Below are 16,570 nucleotides of genomic sequence, written 5' to 3' on the forward strand. Positions count from 1 at the left end.
GGGCGGGGCCATCCGCGCGGCCGCCCGGCGGGCAAGCGGCTCGCGGGTGCCAACCGAGGAGCGGAGCGGACCGGAAGGCCATGCTCAACAAGTACGCGCGTGGCTTCTTCACACGTGTCCTCACCCCGTTCGCGGCGATGCTGCTGCGGTGGGGTGTCAGTCCGGATGCGGTCACGCTGATCGGTACAGCCGGGTCGGTGGCGGGCGCCCTGGTGTTCTTCCCGCGCGGGGAGTTCTTCTGGGGCACGATCACCATCACCCTGTTCATCTTCTCCGACCTGGTGGACGGCAACATGGCCCGCCAGGCGGGCCGGTCCAGCAAGTGGGGTGCGTTCCTGGACTCCTCGCTCGACCGGGTCGCCGATGCGGCGATCTTCGGCGGTCTGGCGATGTGGTATGCCGGAAAGGGCGACAACGACATCCTGTGCGCGGTGTCGATCTTCTGTCTGGCCAGCGGCCAGGTGGTGTCGTACACCAAGGCGCGCGGGGAGTCGCTGGGCTTCCCGGTGAACGTGTCGGGTCTGGTGGAGCGGGCCGAGCGGCTGGTGATCAGCCTGGTGGCGGCCGGTTTCGCGGGCCTGCACAAGTTCGGAGTGCCGTACATCGAGTGGCTGCTGCCGGTCGCCCTGTGGGTGGTCGCGGTGGGCAGCCTGGTGACGGTGGCGCAGCGGATGCTGACGGTGCGCCGGGAGGCGGCGGAACTGGAGGCGGCGGGCGCCGCCGAGGGGGTCGAGTGAAGGAGCGGTTGGTCGACGCGGCCTATGCGGCCGGTTGGGCGGGGCTGAAGCACCTGCCGGAGCCGGTGGCCCGCGGCCTGTTCAACACCATCGCCGAGGTGGCGTGGCGACGGCAGGGCAAGGGGGTGCGGCAGCTGGAGGCCAATCTGGCGCGGGTCCACCCGGATGCGGACGCGATGCGGCTGCGGGAGCTGTCCCGGGCCGGCATGCGGTCGTACATGCGGTACTGGATGGAGTCGTTCCGGCTGCCGACCTGGAGCCGGGAGCGGGTCGCGCAGGCGATAACGGTGAAGAACCTGGATCAGCTGAACGAGGCGATGGCGGCGGGGCGCGGCGCGGTGCTGGCGCTGCCGCACATGGCGAACTGGGACCTGGCGGGCGCGTGGATCGCGTCCGCGGGCGGGTTCCCGTTCACCACGGTCGCCGAGCGGTTGAAGCCGGAGTCGCTGTTCGACCGGTTCGTGGCGTACCGGGAGAGCCTCGGCATGGAGGTGCTGGCGCTGACCGGCTCCCAGGTGTCGGTGGTGGGGACGCTGGCGCGGCGGCTGCGCGAGGGCCGGCTGGTGTGCCTGGTCGGCGACCGGGACCTGTCGGAGGCGGGTGTCCAGGTGGACTTCTTCGGCGAGCCGACCCGGATGCCGGCCGGCCCGGCGGCGCTCGCGCAGCGCACCGGTGCGGCGCTGTTCCCGGTCACGCTCTGGTACGACGGGCCGGTGTTGCGCGCGGAGGTGCACCCGGAGGTGGTGCCGTCCGGCGTGGGCGAGCGGCAGGAGCAGGTCGTGGCGATGACGCAGACGATGGCCGACGTGTGGGCGGAGTCGATCCGGGAGCACTCGACGGACTGGCACATGCTGCAGAAGCTGTGGCTGGCCGACCTGACGCCGCGGAGGGCGGAGCGGTGAGGATCGGCGTGGTCTGCCCGTACGACTGGGACGTGCCGGGCGGTGTCCAGTTCCACATCCGGGACTTGGCGGAGCATCTGATCCGGCTTGGTCACGAGGTGTCGGTGCTGGCCCCGGCGGAGGACGAGGACGCGCTGCCGCCGTACGTGGTGTCCGCGGGGCGGGCCGTCGCGGTGCCGTACAACGGGTCGGTGGCGCGGCTGAGCTTCGGCATCCTGTCGGCGGCCAGGGTGCGGCGGTGGCTGCGCGAGGGCCGGTTCGACGTGCTGCACGTGCACGAGCCGAACTCGCCGTCGCTGTCGATGCTGGCGGCCTGGGCGGCGTCCGGGCCGATGGTGGGGACGTTCCACACCTCGAACCCGCGGTCGCGGGCGATGATCGCGGCCTCGCCGATCCTGCAGCCGGGCCTGGAGAAGATGTCCGGCCGGATCGCGGTGTCGGAGTACGCCCGGCGCACCCTGGTGGAGCACCTGGGCGGCGACGCGGTGGTGATCCCGAACGGCGTGGACGTGCGGTTCTTCGCGGACGCCGAGCCGGACCCGAAGTGGCAGGGCGGCGCCGCCGAGGGCGGGCCGGGCACTATTGGCTTCATCGGCCGGATCAACGAGCCCCGCAAGGGCCTGCCGACGCTGCTGGCGGCGCTGCCGCGGATCCTCGCCGAGCGCCCCGGGGTGCGGCTGCTGGTGGCCGGCAAGGGCGACGAGGAGGAGGCGGTGGCGGGCCTGTCCGCCGAGGTGCGGGCGCAGGTCGAGTTCCTCGGCATGGTCTCGGACCGCGACAAGGCCCGGTTGCTGCGCAGCGTCGACCTGTACGTGGCGCCGAACACCGGCGGCGAGTCGTTCGGCATCATCCTGGTCGAGGCGATGTCGGCGGGTGCGCCGGTGCTGGCCAGCGACCTGGACGCGTTCCGCCAGGTGCTGGACGGCGGCGCGGCCGGCGAGCTGTTCCCGGTGGAGGACGCGGACGCGCTGGCGGCCGCCGCGGTGAAACTGCTCGGCAGCCCCGAACGGCTGCTGGCGCTGCGCGAGGCCGCCTCCCGGCACGTGCGGCGATTCGACTGGGAGACCGTCGGGGCGGAGGTGCTGTCGGTGTACGAGACGGTCACCGACGGTCGTCCGCCGGTCGCCGAGGCCGAACCGTCCGGCTGGCGCACGCGTCTTGGTCGCTGAACCACCCTGCTCGCGAGAGGTACCACCATGCCGCTGATCACCGTCGACTACACCGACCGGCTCGCCGACTGCTTCGACCGGCGCGGATTCGGGCTGGCCCTGAACCGGCTGGCGGTGAAGCTGATCGACGCCAAGCCGGAGGCCTGCAAGACCCGTTTCCGGCGCACCGAGGAGGCGGTGGTCGGCGCGGACGCCGAGACGTACACGCTGGTGGCGGTCGAGTTCGAGATCTTCCCGGGCCGGTCGGCGCAGGCCAAGGCGGCGCTCGCGGAGGCGACGGTGGCGGCGCTGCCGGAGTACCTGGGCGCCGATCCGGGGGCGGTGCAGGCCGCGGTGTCGGTCACCGAGACCGACCGGGACTCCTACCGCTCGGCGGTCTTCGGCGGCTGAGCCGGGTACCGTAACGCCCCGTGACTACCTGGATCTGGGCCCTCGCGGCCGTCGTACTGTTCGCCGTCTACCTGAGTTGGACGGCGGGCAGGCTCGACCGGTTGCACGCCCGGATCGACGCCGCCCGGGCCTCGCTGGACGCCCAGCTGCTGCGCCGGGCGTCGGTGGCGATGGAGCTGGCCACCTCCTCGCTGCTCGACCCGGCCGCGTCGATCCTGCTGCTGGAGGCCGCGCACGCGGCCCGGCAGGCGCAGGACGAGCAGCGCGAGGTGGCGGAGAGCGAGCTGAGCCTGGCGCTGCGCGCGGTGCTGGACGAGCCGGAGCAGGTCGCGGCGCTGCGGGCGGCCCCGGGCGGCGAGGACGCGGTGCGCGACCTGGTGGAGGCGGTGCGCCGGGTGCCGATGGCGCGGCGGTTCCACAACGACGCGGTGCGGGCGGCGCGGGCGGTGCGCGAGCACCGGTTGGTGCGCTACTTCCGGCTTGCGGGGCGGGCGCCGTTCCCCATGGCGTTCGAGATGGACGACGAACCGCCGACGGCGCTCACGCCCGAGGGAGCGCCCGCGTAGGCTGGGCGCTGATTTCTCGCCCACTGTTCCCCGTCCGTGGTGCTCTGGCCTGATTGTCGTATGCCGTTGGTGACGCTGGACCATGTGGCGTATGGGTCCCCACCCCCCGAGGCCTACGATAGGTCGATAGCACCGGTTCATCCCTGAGTGAGGTCTTACGTGTCCACCACCCCCACCACCGCAGACCAGCCGCAGATCGGTACCGCCCGGGTCAAGCGCGGCATGGCCGAGCAGCTCAAGGGCGGTGTGATCATGGACGTGGTCAACGCCGAGCAGGCGAAGATCGCCGAGGACGCCGGCGCTGTCGCCGTCATGGCGCTGGAGCGGGTGCCCGCCGACATCCGCAAGGACGGCGGCGTGGCCCGGATGTCCGACCCGAACATGATCGAGGAGATCATCGACGCGGTCTCCATCCCGGTGATGGCCAAGTCCCGCATCGGCCACTTCGTCGAGGCCCAGGTCCTGCAGTCGCTCGGCGTCGACTACATCGACGAGTCCGAGGTGCTGACCCCGGCCGACGAGATCAACCACTCCGACAAGTGGGCGTTCACCACCCCCTTCGTCTGCGGCGCCACCAACCTGGGCGAGGCCCTGCGCCGGATCGCCGAGGGCGCGGCCATGATCCGCTCCAAGGGCGAGGCCGGCACCGGCAACGTGGTCGAGGCCGTCCGCCACCTGCGCCAGATCAAGAACGAGATCGCCAAGCTGCGCGGCTTCGACAACAACGAGCTGTACGCCGCCGCCAAGGAGCTGCGCGCCCCGTACGAGCTGGTCCGCGAGGTCGCCGAGCTCGGCAAGCTGCCGGTCGTGCTGTTCTCCGCCGGTGGCGTGGCCACCCCGGCCGACGCCGCGCTGATGCGCCAGCTGGGCGCCGAGGGCGTGTTCGTCGGCTCCGGCATCTTCAAGTCCGGCGACCCGGCCAAGCGTGCCGCGGCCATCGTGAAGGCCACCACCTTCTTCGACGACCCGAAGGTCATCGCGGACGCCTCCCGCAACCTGGGCGAGGCCATGGTCGGCATCAACTGCGACACCCTGCCGGAGTCGGAGCGCTACGCCAACCGCGGCTGGTAAGCACTGCCGGGGAGCGGACCGGACCGACGGTTCCGGTCCGCGTCCCCCGGCCCCGGCCCGTCGCGCGAGCAATCGGCGCGGCGGGCCGCTCCGTGGGCTTTCCCGGCCCGTAGTTCGAGATGAAGAGGTAGTGACACCGTGAGCACCCCCACCATCGGCGTCCTCGCCCTCCAGGGCGACGTCCGTGAGCACCTGGTGGCGCTGGCCGCCGCCGACGCGCTGGCCCGTCCGGTCCGCCGCCCCGAGGAGCTCGCCGAGGTCGACGCCCTGGTGATGCCCGGCGGCGAGTCCACCACCATCTCCAAGCTGGCGGTGCTGTTCGGCCTGATGGACCCGCTGCGCGAGCGGGTCCGGGCCGGCATGCCGGTCTACGGCACCTGCGCCGGCATGATCATGCTGGCGGACAAGATCCTGGACGGCCGGGACGACCAGGAGACCGTCGGCGGCATCGACATGACGGTCCGTCGGAACGCCTTCGGCCGGCAGAACGAGTCCTTCGAGACCGCCATCCCGTTCGAGGGCATGGCCGAGCCGGTCACCGGCGTGTTCATCCGCGCCCCCTGGGTCGAGTCGGTCGGCGCGGGCGTCGAGGTGCTGGCCGAGGTGCCCGCCGCCGACGGCCCGGACGCCCGGATCGTGGCGGTCCGCCAGGGCAACCTGCTGGCCACCTCCTTCCACCCGGAGCTGACCGGCGACCACCGCGTCCACGAGTACTTCGTGCGGATGGTCGAGGCCGCCGCCCGCTAGGCGCGGCGCGGTGACCGTGTGCCACCCCGCAGTGCGGCACCGGTAAGATCTCCCCTGTTCATTTCCCATTGGCGACGAAAAGGAGCTGGCGATGTCCGGCCACTCTAAGTGGGCTACCACCAAGCACAAGAAGGCCGCGATCGACGCCAAGCGCGGCAAGCTCTTCGCCAAGATGATCAAGAACATCGAGGTGGCGGCTCGGACCGGCGGCGGCGACCCCGCGGGCAACCCGACGCTCTACGACGCCATCCAGAAGGCGAAGAAGAGCTCCGTCCCGATCGACAACATCAACCGGGCCGTCAAGCGCGGCTCCGGTGCGGAGGCCGGCGGCGCCGACTACTCGACGATCATGTACGAGGGCTACGGCCCGAACGGCGTGGCCGTCCTGATCGAGTGCCTCACCGACAACCGCAACCGCGCGGCCTCCGACGTCCGCGTCGCGATGACCCGCAACGGCGGCAACATGGCCGACCCGGGCTCGGTGTCCTACCTGTTCAACCGCAAGGGCGTGGTGATCGTCCCCAAGGCCGACGGCGTGGACGAGGACAAGGTCCTGGACATCGTCCTGGACGCCGGCGCCGAAGAGGTCAACGACCTCGGCGAGGCCTTCGAGGTGATCTCCGAGGCCACCGACATGGTCGCGGTCCGCACCGCGCTGGTCGACGCGGGCGTCGACTACGACTCCGCCGACGCCAACTTCGTGCCCAGCATGCAGGTCGAGCTGGACGCCGACGGCGCCCGCAAGATCTTCAAGCTGATCGACGCGCTGGAGGACAGCGACGACGTGCAGAACGTCTTCGCGAACTTCGACGTCTCGGACGAGATCATGGCCGAGCTGGACGCCTGAGTCCTCCGTCCTCGGCTCCTCCGCCCGGTGACCGCTCGCGGCCGCCGGGCGGAGGCGTGTCCGGGGACGGTTGTCCGTGGTCAGGGGTAGCCTTCCCGGGTCGGAGAGAGGTGGGGCAGGGCTCGTGCGAGTGCTGGGTGTGGACCCTGGGCTGACCAGGTGCGGCGTCGGAGTCGTCGAAGGGCTGCCCGGGCGGCAGTTGACGATGCTCGGCGTGGGCGTGGTGCGGACGCCGCCGGGGGACGACCTCGGGCCGCGACTGCTCGCCGTCGAACGCGGGCTGGAGGAGTGGCTCGACCGCTACTCGCCCGAACTCGTCGCCGTCGAGCGGGTGTTCGCGCAACACAACGTCCGCACCGTGATGGGCACCGCGCAGGCCTCCGCCGTCGCCGTGCTCTGCGCCACCCGGCGGGGGATTCCCGTCACCCTGCACACCCCGAGCGAGGTCAAGGCGGCGGTCACCGGCTCCGGTCGCGCCGACAAGGCCCAGGTCACCGCCATGGTCACCCGCCTCCTCCGTCTCGACGCCCCGCCCAAGCCCGCCGACGCGGCGGACGCCCTGGCGCTGGCCATCTGCCACATCTGGCGCGGCGGCACCACCAACCGCCTGACGGCGGCGATCAAGGCGCACGCCGCCGGCGGCAACTGGCACGGCACCCCGGCCGCGGAACCGGCCGAGCAGCAGAGCGGCGCGCCCCGGGCGGCGTACGGCAGAGTGCCCGGCCGCCCGCGCAACTCCACGCGCCCCTGACGGGGCGCACCCCCGCAGGTCCCGAAAGCTCCCACCTTCGAAAGGAAACGACTCACCATGATCGCCTTTGTGCAGGGCCCGGTTGCGGTGGTGGGGCCCGGGGTGGCCGTGGTGGAGGTCGGGGGCGTGGGGATGGCGGTGCAGTGCACGCCGTCGACGTTGGCGGCGCTGCGGGTGGGGGAGGTGGCGCGGCTGGCGACGTCCCTCGTGGTGCGGGAGGACTCGTTGACGCTGTTCGGGTTCGCGGACGACGACGAGCGGGCGACGTTCGAGGTGCTGCAGGCGGCGCCGGGGGTCGGGCCGAAGCTGGCGCAGGCGATTCTGGGGGTGCATTCGCCGGAGGCGCTGCGGGTGGCGGTGGCGAGCGGTGACGAGAAGGCGCTGATCGCGGTGCCGGGGATCGGCAAGGCGAAGGCGGCGAAGCTGCTGCTGGAGTACAAGGACAAGCTGGGCGTCCCGCACGGGACGGTGCCGGCGCAGAAGCCGGTGGCGACCGGCCCGGCGCCGTGGCACGAGCAGCTGCATTCGGCGCTGGTGGGCCTGGGCTACGCTCCGCGGGAGGCGGACGAGGCGGTGACCCGGGTGACGCCGGACGCCGAGGCGCAGGCCACGCCGGACGTGGGCGCGCTGCTGCGGCTCGCGCTGCGGGGCCTGAACCGGGCCCGCTGAGCATCGCCGAAGCAATCTGACGATCCGTCACCAAATCGACAATGGGGAGCCGTTTTCCGATGAGTCCGTACGAGTCCGAGCCCGTTGACCGCCTGGTGACGGCGTCCGCCGACGGCGAGGACCAGGCGGTGGAGGCGGCGCTGCGGCCGCGGATGCTGGAGGAGTTCATCGGCCAGGAGCGGGTGCGCGAGCAGCTCTCGCTGGTGCTGCAGGCGGCCCGTCAGCGCGGCGCGGCGCCGGACCACGTGCTGCTGAGCGGCCCGCCCGGGCTGGGCAAGACCACGCTGTCGATGATCATCGCGGCGGAGCTGAACGCGCCGATCCGGATCACCTCCGGCCCGGCGATCCAGCACGCCGGCGACCTGGCGGCGATCCTGTCCTCGCTGACCGAGGGCGAGGTGCTGTTCCTCGACGAGATCCACCGGATGTCCCGGCCCGCCGAGGAGATGCTGTACATGGCGATGGAGGACTTCCGGGTCGACGTGATCGTCGGCAAGGGCCCGGGGGCGACCGCGATCCCGCTGGAGCTGCCGCCGTTCACACTGGTCGGGGCGACCACCCGGGCCGGTCTGCTGCCGCCGCCGCTGCGCGACCGGTTCGGGTTCACCGGCCACATGGAGTTCTACGCGCCGGCCGAGCTGGAGCGGGTGGTCCACCGTTCGGCGGGGCTGCTGGACGTGGAGATCGACCCGGCGGGCGCGGCGGAGATCGCCGGCCGCTCGCGCGGCACGCCCCGCATCGCCAACCGGCTGTTGCGCCGGGTGAGGGACTTTGCGCAGGTCCGCCACGACGGTCTGGTCACCCGGGAGATCGCGGCGCGGGCGCTGGAGGTGTACGAGGTCGACGCGCGCGGACTGGACCGGCTGGACCGCGCGGTGCTGGAGGCGCTGCTGAAGCTCTTCGGCGGCGGACCGGTCGGTCTGTCCACCCTGGCGGTCGCCGTAGGGGAGGAGGCGGAGACCGTGGAGGAGGTCGCCGAGCCCTTCCTGGTAAGGGAAGGACTGCTGGCGCGTACCCCGCGCGGGCGGATCGCGACGGCGGCGGCCTGGCAGCACCTGGGGCTGACCCCGCCGCAGTCGACCCGGGCGCCGCGCGGGGCGCAGCCCGAACTCTGGGCGGACGGCCAGGCGTAACCGGGTTGCCTTATCGGCGGTTTATGTCCATGCCAAGGCTCGCCACTTTCGGCGCCGCACTGGCATGCTTGGCGTTGTCCGTTCAGTGCGGGTCGCCTAGACTCCGCCGGACCGCCCCTCTCGCCCGACGGGCCGACGTACACGCACTGGCCGCCCGGTGGGCGGCCGACAAAGGACCCTGGCTGTGAACTTCATCATCCTCCTCCTCCCGCTCCTGGCGATCTTCCTGATGTTCCGCTCGCAGAAGAAGCGGCAGGCGCAGATGCAGACCATGCAGTCCGCTCTGCAGCCGGGTTCGGGTGTCCGCACCATCGGCGGCATGTACGCCGTGGTCAAGGCGGTCAACGACGAGACGATCGAGCTCGAGGTCGCTCCCGGCGTGGTGGCGCACTACACCAAGGGCGCCATCGCGGCGGTCCTGGAGCCGCTCGAGTACGACGCGATCATCAACGGCCGTCCCGCCGAGGACGAGTCGGAGGAGGACGCGGTCGAGGCCGTCGAGGGTACGGACGCCGACGAGAAGCCGCTGAGCCTGTCCAAGGACGAGGCGAAGGCCGGCGCCGAGGCTCCCGAGAGCAAGTAGTACGGCCGGGGGGGCCTCTCTTCCCCGACCAGCGGCATCCGCCGCGAGCCCACAGGACCTCTTGGGCCGCCGTGCGTCCGTCTCTTCCGGGCCCCGCCCTGTGCGGGGTCCGGGGCCGGCCGCCGAGCGGCATGGACAGGGAGAAACGAACAAGGTGGCAACACCCAAGTCGCGGTCGCGCGACGGATACCCGGGGCGGGCGCTGGCGCTCATTCTGGTGGTCACCGTCGGCCTGGTGGCCCTCATGTTCGGGACGGGCTACACCAAGCCGCGTCTCGGTATCGACCTCGCCGGTGGCACCAGTGTCACGCTGACCGCCAAGTCGGACGATCCTTCCGCGATCAACAAGGCAAACCTCGACACCGCGGTCGGCATCATCCAGAAGCGCGTCAACGGCATGGGCGTCTCCGAGGCGGAGGTCCAGACCCAGGGCAACAGCAACATCATCGTCAACATCCCCGACGGTGGTAACACGCAGGAGTCCATCGACAAGGTCGGTGACACCGCGAAGCTGTACTTCCGCCCGGTGCTGGCCACCGCGCCGACCGGCATCAGCGCCCAGCCGCAGCCGAGCAGCGCGCCGTCGACGGCGCCCAGCGGCTCGGCCAGCCCGGCCGCCTCCGGCAGCGCCTCCGCGCCCGCCTCGCCGAGCTCCTCGGCCACCAAGGCCGGCCGCGCCCTGTCCGGCGCCCTGCAGGCCGACCCGAGCGGTTCCGCCTCGGCCCCCGCCACCGGCTCCGCCGCCCCGAGCGCCCCGACCACGCCGACCAACCCGGCCGACGTGAGCGCCGCGCTGACCCAGGGCACCGTCCCGGCCGAGCTGCAGCAGCAGTTCACCGCGCTGGACTGCTCGGTCAAGGAGCAGCGGCAGAACTACCAGAAGGCCAGCGACCCGTCCGCGCCGACCGTGGCCTGCTCGTACGACGCCGAGCAGAGCATCTGGTACAAGTTCGCGCTCGGCGGCGTCGCCGTGAACGGCCAGGACGTCACCAAGGCGCAGGCCGTCTACGACACCCAGTCCGCCAAGGGCTGGATGGTCGACCTGTCGTTCAACGACGCCGGCTCGAACGCCTTCGCGTCCACCACCGGCAAGCTCGCCACCCAGCCGGCCCCGGCGAACCAGTTCGCCATCGTGCTGGACGGCCAGGTGGTCTCCCACCCGTACGTGAGCGAGTCGATCACCGGCGGCAGCGCGGTCATCTCCGGCACCTTCACCCAGGCCGACGCCAAGTCGCTGGGCAACGTGCTCAGCTACGGCGCGCTCCCGCTGGACTTCGTGAAGAGCGACGTCACCACCGTCTCCCCGCAGCTCGGCTCCGAGCAGCTGGAGGCCGGCCTGATCGCCGGTCTGATCGGCATGGTGCTGGTGGTCATCTACTCGCTGGTCTACTACCGCGGCCTGGGCCTGATCTCGATCGCCGGTCTGGCGGTCTCCGCGATCCTGACCTGGTCGATCATGAGCCTGCTGGGCGCCGGTGTCGGCTTCGCGCTGAACCTGCCCGCGGTCTGCGGCGCCATCGTCGCGATCGGCATCACCGCCGACTCGTTCATCGTGTACTTCGAGCGCATCCGGGACGAGGTCCGCGAGGGCGCCCAGCTGCGGCCCGCCGTGCAGCGCGCCTGGCCGCGGGCCCGGCGCACCATCCTGGTGTCGGACTTCGTGTCGTTCCTGTGTGCCGCGGTGCTGTACCTGGTGTCGGTCGGCAAGGTGCAGGGCTTCGCGTTCACGCTGGGTCTGACCACGCTGCTCGACGTCGTGGTGATCTTCCTGTTCACCAAGCCGCTGATCACGCTGCTGGCCCGCACCAAGTTCTTCTCCAGTGGCCACCCGTGGTCCGGCCTGGACCCGAAGCGGCTCGGCGCCCGTCCGCCGATCCGCGGCTCCCGCCGCCGTCCCGCCCCCTCCCAGCAGACCCAGGAGGTCTGACCCATGTCGCTCCGCAACATCGGTCACCGCCTCTACCAGGGCGAGGTCTCGTTCGACTTCGTCGGCAAGCGGAAGATCTGGTACTCGATCTCCGCGGTGATCGTCCTGGTGGCCGCGATCGGCCTGGCCATGGGCCTGCACCTGGGCATCGAGTTCAAGGGCGGCTCGGTCTACACCGTGCACAAGCCCGGGCTGTCGGTGTCGCAGGCGAAGGACACCGCCAACAAGATCACCAACTCCAACACCGCGCTGGTGCAGACCACCGACAAGGGTGACGTCCGGATCCAGATCAGCGCCGAGGAGTCGGTGTCGGCGACGACCTTCACCAAGGAGTTCTCGCAGGCCGTCGGCGTCGACGAGAAGGACATCAACGCCCAGGTGATCGGCCCCTCCTGGGGTGCCGACATCTCCAAGAAGGCGCTGACCGGCCTGATCATCTTCATGGTCCTGGTCACCGTCTACCTGGCGATCGCCTTCGAGTGGCGGATGGCGGTGGCCGCCCTGGTCGCCCTGATCCACGACCTGCTGATCACCATCGGCGTCTACGCCCTGGTCGGCTTCGAGGTCACCCCGGGCACCGTGATCGGCTTCCTGACCATCCTCGGCTACTCGCTCTACGACACGGTCGTCGTCTTCGACACCGTGAAGGAGAACACCCGGGGCCTCACCAAGCAGTCCCGCCGCACCTACAGCGAGGCCGCCAACCACGGCCTCAACCAGACCCTGGTGCGCTCCATCAACACCACGGTCGTGGCGCTGCTGCCGGTCTCCGCGCTGCTGTTCATCGGCGGCGGCCTGCTCGGCGCGGGCACCCTCAACGACATCTCGCTGGCCCTGTTCATCGGCCTCGCCGCCGGCGCCTACTCCTCGATCTGCGTCGCCACCCCGCTGCTCGCGCAGCTCAAGGAGCAGACCCCGGAGATGAAGGCGCTGGCCAAGCGGGTCGCGCAGCGCCGGGCGTCCGAGGCCAAGGCGGCCGAGGAGGCCGCCGAGCGCGGCGAGGACGTGATGATCGACGAGGAGGTCCCGGCAGGTATGGTCGGACAGCGTAACCAGCCGACCAGCCGCACCCGGGGCAAGGGACGGCCGTCCGGCAAGCGCTGAACCCCGCGTCGTTAAGGAACCCCCGTGACCTCCACCATCGACCCCGCCCTGACCGAGCTGCTCAACAGCCGGATCCGGGACGTGCAGGACTACCCGAAGCCGGGCGTCCTGTTCAAGGACATCGCCCCCCTGCTGGCCGACGCCGAGGCGTTCGGCGCGCTGACCCGGGCGCTGGCCGAGCGGGCGAAGGAACTCGGCGCCACCAAGGTGGTCGGCCTGGAGGCGCGGGGGTTCGTGCTGGCCGCGCCCGCCGCGGTCGCGGCCGGACTCGGGTTCGTCCCGATCCGCAAGAAGGGCAAGCTGCCCGGCGACGTGTTCTCCCGCTCGTACGACCTGGAGTACGGGTCGGCGACGCTGGAGGTGCAGTGCGACGCGTTCGCCCCCGGCGAGAAGGTGCTGGTGGTGGACGACGTGCTGGCCACCGGCGGCACCATCGCCGCCTCGCTGGACCTGGTCCAGGAGGCCGGCGCCGAGCTGGTGGGCGTCGTGGTGCTGATGGAGCTCGGTTTCCTGACGGGCCGTGAGCGGCTCGTCCCGCACCTGCACGGTGCGCCGCTGGAGACCCTGGTCGTGGTCTGACCGATCCGATCGCAGGTGAGCCGCCCGGGAACAGATTCCGTTCCCGGGCGGCTTTCGCTGTAGGGGGTCGGCCGAACGCGGAAGCCCGTCGCGCCGCCGGTACGATGAAGGTTGATCCGTCCGCACGTAGGAGTGTCCTTGCCCGACGAGGTTGTGCCCACGGCTGCGACTGCCAGCTCCCGCCCTTCGCCCGGCGGTATGCGGGCTCGCCTGGCCCGGCTGGGCGGACAGCGCAGTTCGATGGTCAACCCGGTGCTGGAGCCGCTGTTCCGCACCATCCGGGCCAACGACCCGAAGGCCGACCCGGCCCTGCTCAAGGACATCGAGCGGGCGTACGCGGTGGCCGAGAAGTGGCACCGCGGGCAGAAGCGCAAGAGCGGCGACCCGTACATCACGCACCCGCTGGCGGTGGCGACCATCCTGGCCGAGCTGGGGATGGACGCGCCGACGCTGATGGCGGGCCTGCTGCACGACACCGTCGAGGACACCGACTACGGCCTGGAGACGCTGCGGCACGACTTCGGCGACTCGGTGGCGCTGCTGGTCGACGGCGTCACCAAGCTGGACCGGGTGAAGTTCGGCGAGGCGGCGCAGGCGGAGACCGTCCGCAAGATGGTCGTCGCGATGGCCAAGGACCCGCGGGTCCTGGTGATCAAGCTGGCCGACCGGCTGCACAACATGCGCACGATGCGCTACCTGAAGCGGGAGAAGCAGGAGAAGAAGGCCCGCGAGACGCTGGAGATCTACGCCCCGCTGGCGCACCGGCTGGGCATGAACACCATCAAGTGGGAGCTGGAGGACCTGGCGTTCGCCATCCTCTACCCCAAGATGTACGACGAGATCGTCCGACTGGTGGCCGAGCGCGCCCCGAAGCGCGACGAGTACCTGGCGACCGTGATCGACCAGGTGCAGGGCGACCTGCGCGGGGCGCGGATCACCGCGCAGGTGACGGGCCGACCGAAGCACTACTACTCGGTCTACCAGAAGATGATCGTCCGGGGCCGGGACTTCGCCGAGATCTACGACCTGGTGGGCATCCGGGTCCTGGTCGACACCGTCCGCGACTGCTACGCGGCGCTGGGCACCATCCACGCGCGGTGGAACCCGGTGCCGGGGCGGTTCAAGGACTACATCGCGATGCCCAAGTTCAACATGTACCAGTCGCTGCACACGACGGTGATCGGCCCCGGCGGCAAGCCCGTCGAACTGCAGATCCGCACCTTCGACATGCACCGCCGCGCCGAGTACGGCATCGCCGCGCACTGGAAGTACAAGCAGCGGGCGGTGGCCGGCGCGTCCAAGGTGCGCACCGACACCCCGACCCACAAGCGGCAGCACGACAAGGCCGACGCGGTCAACGAGATGGCCTGGCTGCGGCAGCTGCTGGACTGGCAGAAGGAGACCGAGGACCCCAGCGAGTTCCTGGAGTCGCTGCGCTTCGACCTGTCCAGCAACGAGGTCTTCGTGTTCACCCCGAAGGGTGACGTGATAGCGCTGCCCGCGCAGGCCACCCCGGTGGACTTCGCGTTCGCGGTGCACACCGAGGTCGGCTGCCGGTGCATCGGCGCCCGGGTGAACGGCCGGCTGGTGCCGCTGGAGTCGACGCTGGAGAACGGCGACACGGTCGAGGTCTTCACCTCCAAGGCGGAGAACGCCGGCCCGTCCCGGGACTGGCTGAACTTCGTGAAGTCGCCGCGGGCCCGGAACAAGATCCGCGCCTGGTTCTCCAAGGAGCGCCGCGAGGAGGCGATCGAGCAGGGCAAGGAGGCGATCGCCCGGACCATGCGCAAGCAGGGCCTGCCGATCCAGCGGATCCTCACCGGGGACTCGCTGGTCACGCTGGCCCACGAGATGCGCTACCCGGACATCTCCTCGCTGTACGCGGCGATCGGCGAGGGCCACGTCGCCGCGCCCGCGATCGTGCAGAAGCTGGTCCAGGCGATGGGCGGCGAGGACGGCGCGGTCGACGACCTCGCCGAGACGGCCACCCCGTCCCACCAGCCGCGTTCGATGCGCCGCCGGGCCAAGGGCGACCCGGGCGTGATCGTCAAGGGCGTGGACGACGTGTGGGTGAAGCTGGCGCGCTGCTGCACGCCGGTGCCCGGCGACCCGATCGTCGGCTTCATCACCCGCGGCAACGGCGTCTCGGTGCACCGCGCGGACTGCGTCAACGTCGAGTCCCTGCAGCAGCAGCCCGAGCGGATCATCGACGTCGAGTGGGCGGCCACCCAGTCCTCGGTGTTCCTGGTGGCCATCCAGGTGGAGGCGCTGGACCGCTCCCGGCTGCTGTCGGACGTCACCCGGGTGCTCTCCGACCAGCACGTCAACATCCTGTCCGCGGCGGTGCAGACCTCCCGCGACCGGGTGGCGATGAGCCGGTTCACCTTCGAGATGGGCGACCCCAAGCACCTCGGCCACGTGCTGAAGGCCGTCCGCGGCGTCGAAGGCGTGTACGACGTGTACCGGGTCACCTCGGCCCGCAACAAGTAGCACTCCGCGCGCAGCACTCCGGGTGCAGGCCGCCCCCGCCCCGCCGACACTGGCCGGGTGGGGGCGGCCCGCTGATTCCCGGAGGCACCGTGCACACGACTCGGACGATGACGGCGGTGGCGGGCGCGGCGGCGGCCGTCGCCGCCCTGACGGCCGGCTGCGGCGGCTCGGGCGGCTCCACCGGACCGGCCGCCGCGGCGAGCCCCGCGGCGGCCACCGCGACCGCCGGCACGCCGGCCCCCGGCGTCGACAACGGGGTGGCCGGGCTGTCGGCCGCCGAGATCCTGCAGCGCTCCGCCCAGGCGCTCCGGGACGCCCGCTCGGTGCGGGCGGTCGGCACCATCGCCGGCGGCGGACAGCCGATCACCATGGACCTGCGGCTGGACACCGACGGCAACTGCACCGGCACGCTCAGCCAGACCGACGTGGGCGGCTTCCAGGTGGTCAAGGCCGGGCATCAGCTGTGGGTCAAACCCGACCAGGCGTTCTGGCAGAGCCACGGCGGGTCCGCGCTCTCCGACCAGGTCGGCGACCGGTACCTGAAGACCACCAGCGACGACCCGGACTTCGGCGAGATCGGCACCCTGTGCGACCTCGGCGGCCTCGCCGACCAGCTCGGCGCCGCCACCAGCGACCTGACCAAGGGCGCCACCACCACCGTGCAGGGCCGCCCGGCCGTCCCGCTGGCCCGCAGCACCGACACCGGCACCGCCACCCTGTACGTGGCCGCCCAGGGGCCGCCGGTGCCGCTGCGGCTGGAGCAGGACGTCGGCGCGGTCGACTTCGGCGAGTTCGGCACACCGGTGCCGTCCGCCACCCCCGGCCCCGACCAGAGCCTGGACATCGACCGGCTCCAGCAGCCCGAGGCCACCCCGACCACGGTCTGAGGGCGGGTACGACGAAGG

The 16,570-nt window shown here is 71.5% G+C and carries 17 protein-coding genes; all 17 read left to right on the plus strand.

Annotated features, from left to right (window positions below; genetic code table 11):
• Positions 1 to 80 precede the first annotated feature (80 nt).
• The 17 genes from pgsA to ACI1MP_RS30570 all read left to right on the plus strand — a co-directional run bounded on the left by pgsA (position 81) and on the right by ACI1MP_RS30570 (position 16,552).
• Positions 81 to 737, plus strand: coding sequence for a phosphatidylinositol phosphate synthase (pgsA, locus tag ACI1MP_RS30490; RefSeq protein WP_380344171.1), 657 nt, complete (start codon positions 81 to 83; stop codon positions 735 to 737).
• Positions 734 to 1,639 carry a phosphatidylinositol mannoside acyltransferase gene (locus ACI1MP_RS30495; RefSeq protein ID WP_380344169.1) on the plus strand — a complete coding sequence of 302 codons (906 nt, stop codon included), beginning with the start codon at positions 734 to 736 and terminating at the stop codon, positions 1,637 to 1,639. Before pgsA ends, ACI1MP_RS30495 begins: the two co-directional genes overlap by 4 nt.
• Positions 1,636 to 2,808: a glycosyltransferase family 4 protein gene (locus ACI1MP_RS30500; protein WP_380344166.1), complete on the plus strand. Its 1,173-nt coding sequence runs from the start codon at positions 1,636 to 1,638 to the stop codon at positions 2,806 to 2,808. Before ACI1MP_RS30495 ends, ACI1MP_RS30500 begins: the two co-directional genes overlap by 4 nt.
• Before the next feature lie 27 nt (positions 2,809 to 2,835).
• On the plus strand, positions 2,836 to 3,198 hold the full coding sequence (locus ACI1MP_RS30505; protein WP_100585070.1) for an isomerase: 363 nt from the start codon (positions 2,836 to 2,838) through the stop codon (positions 3,196 to 3,198).
• 20 nt (positions 3,199 to 3,218) lie between these two features.
• Positions 3,219 to 3,764, plus strand: coding sequence for a membrane protein (locus ACI1MP_RS30510; protein WP_043908590.1), 546 nt, complete (start codon positions 3,219 to 3,221; stop codon positions 3,762 to 3,764).
• Between the two features lie 159 nt (positions 3,765 to 3,923).
• Positions 3,924 to 4,835, plus strand: coding sequence for a pyridoxal 5'-phosphate synthase lyase subunit PdxS (pdxS, locus tag ACI1MP_RS30515; RefSeq protein ID WP_100585071.1), 912 nt, complete (start codon positions 3,924 to 3,926; stop codon positions 4,833 to 4,835).
• A 138-nt stretch (positions 4,836 to 4,973) separates the two neighbouring features.
• Positions 4,974 to 5,582 (plus strand): pyridoxal 5'-phosphate synthase glutaminase subunit PdxT, encoded by a 609-nt coding sequence (pdxT, locus tag ACI1MP_RS30520; RefSeq protein WP_043908585.1) that lies wholly within the window; start codon positions 4,974 to 4,976, stop codon positions 5,580 to 5,582.
• 91 nt (positions 5,583 to 5,673) lie between these two features.
• Positions 5,674 to 6,429: a YebC/PmpR family DNA-binding transcriptional regulator gene (locus ACI1MP_RS30525; RefSeq protein ID WP_073817010.1), complete on the plus strand. Its 756-nt coding sequence runs from the start codon at positions 5,674 to 5,676 to the stop codon at positions 6,427 to 6,429.
• 124 nt (positions 6,430 to 6,553) lie between these two features.
• Positions 6,554 to 7,180 carry a crossover junction endodeoxyribonuclease RuvC gene (gene ruvC / locus ACI1MP_RS30530; RefSeq protein ID WP_404869969.1) on the plus strand — a complete coding sequence of 209 codons (627 nt, stop codon included), beginning with the start codon at positions 6,554 to 6,556 and terminating at the stop codon, positions 7,178 to 7,180.
• A gap of 57 nt (positions 7,181 to 7,237) precedes the next feature.
• Positions 7,238 to 7,849 carry a Holliday junction branch migration protein RuvA gene (ruvA, locus tag ACI1MP_RS30535; protein WP_380344157.1) on the plus strand — a complete coding sequence of 204 codons (612 nt, stop codon included), beginning with the start codon at positions 7,238 to 7,240 and terminating at the stop codon, positions 7,847 to 7,849.
• Between the two features lie 59 nt (positions 7,850 to 7,908).
• Positions 7,909 to 8,982 (plus strand): Holliday junction branch migration DNA helicase RuvB, encoded by a 1,074-nt coding sequence (ruvB, locus tag ACI1MP_RS30540; RefSeq protein WP_043908574.1) that lies wholly within the window; start codon positions 7,909 to 7,911, stop codon positions 8,980 to 8,982.
• A 184-nt stretch (positions 8,983 to 9,166) separates the two neighbouring features.
• Positions 9,167 to 9,565, plus strand: coding sequence for a preprotein translocase subunit YajC (gene yajC, locus ACI1MP_RS30545; RefSeq protein ID WP_043908573.1), 399 nt, complete (start codon positions 9,167 to 9,169; stop codon positions 9,563 to 9,565).
• A gap of 154 nt (positions 9,566 to 9,719) precedes the next feature.
• Positions 9,720 to 11,492, plus strand: a complete 1,773-nt coding sequence (gene secD, locus ACI1MP_RS30550; RefSeq protein WP_380344152.1) for a protein translocase subunit SecD — start codon at positions 9,720 to 9,722, stop codon at positions 11,490 to 11,492.
• A 3-nt stretch (positions 11,493 to 11,495) separates the two neighbouring features.
• Entirely contained in the window at positions 11,496 to 12,596 is a 1,101-nt protein-coding gene (gene secF / locus ACI1MP_RS30555; RefSeq protein WP_380344149.1) for a protein translocase subunit SecF, read from the plus strand.
• A gap of 24 nt (positions 12,597 to 12,620) precedes the next feature.
• Positions 12,621 to 13,175: an adenine phosphoribosyltransferase gene (locus tag ACI1MP_RS30560; protein WP_043908563.1), complete on the plus strand. Its 555-nt coding sequence runs from the start codon at positions 12,621 to 12,623 to the stop codon at positions 13,173 to 13,175.
• Positions 13,176 to 13,373: 198 nt separating this feature from the next.
• Entirely contained in the window at positions 13,374 to 15,665 is a 2,292-nt protein-coding gene (locus tag ACI1MP_RS30565; protein ID WP_189272864.1) for a bifunctional (p)ppGpp synthetase/guanosine-3',5'-bis(diphosphate) 3'-pyrophosphohydrolase, read from the plus strand.
• Between the two features lie 89 nt (positions 15,666 to 15,754).
• A complete protein-coding gene (locus ACI1MP_RS30570) occupies positions 15,755 to 16,552 on the plus strand; it encodes a hypothetical protein (protein ID WP_157815430.1) in 798 nt (265 codons plus the stop codon).
• Positions 16,553 to 16,570: the final 18 nt, after the last annotated feature.

The organism is Kitasatospora griseola, from assembly GCF_044999035.1.
GTDB lineage: Bacteria > Actinomycetota > Actinomycetes > Streptomycetales > Streptomycetaceae > Kitasatospora > Kitasatospora griseola.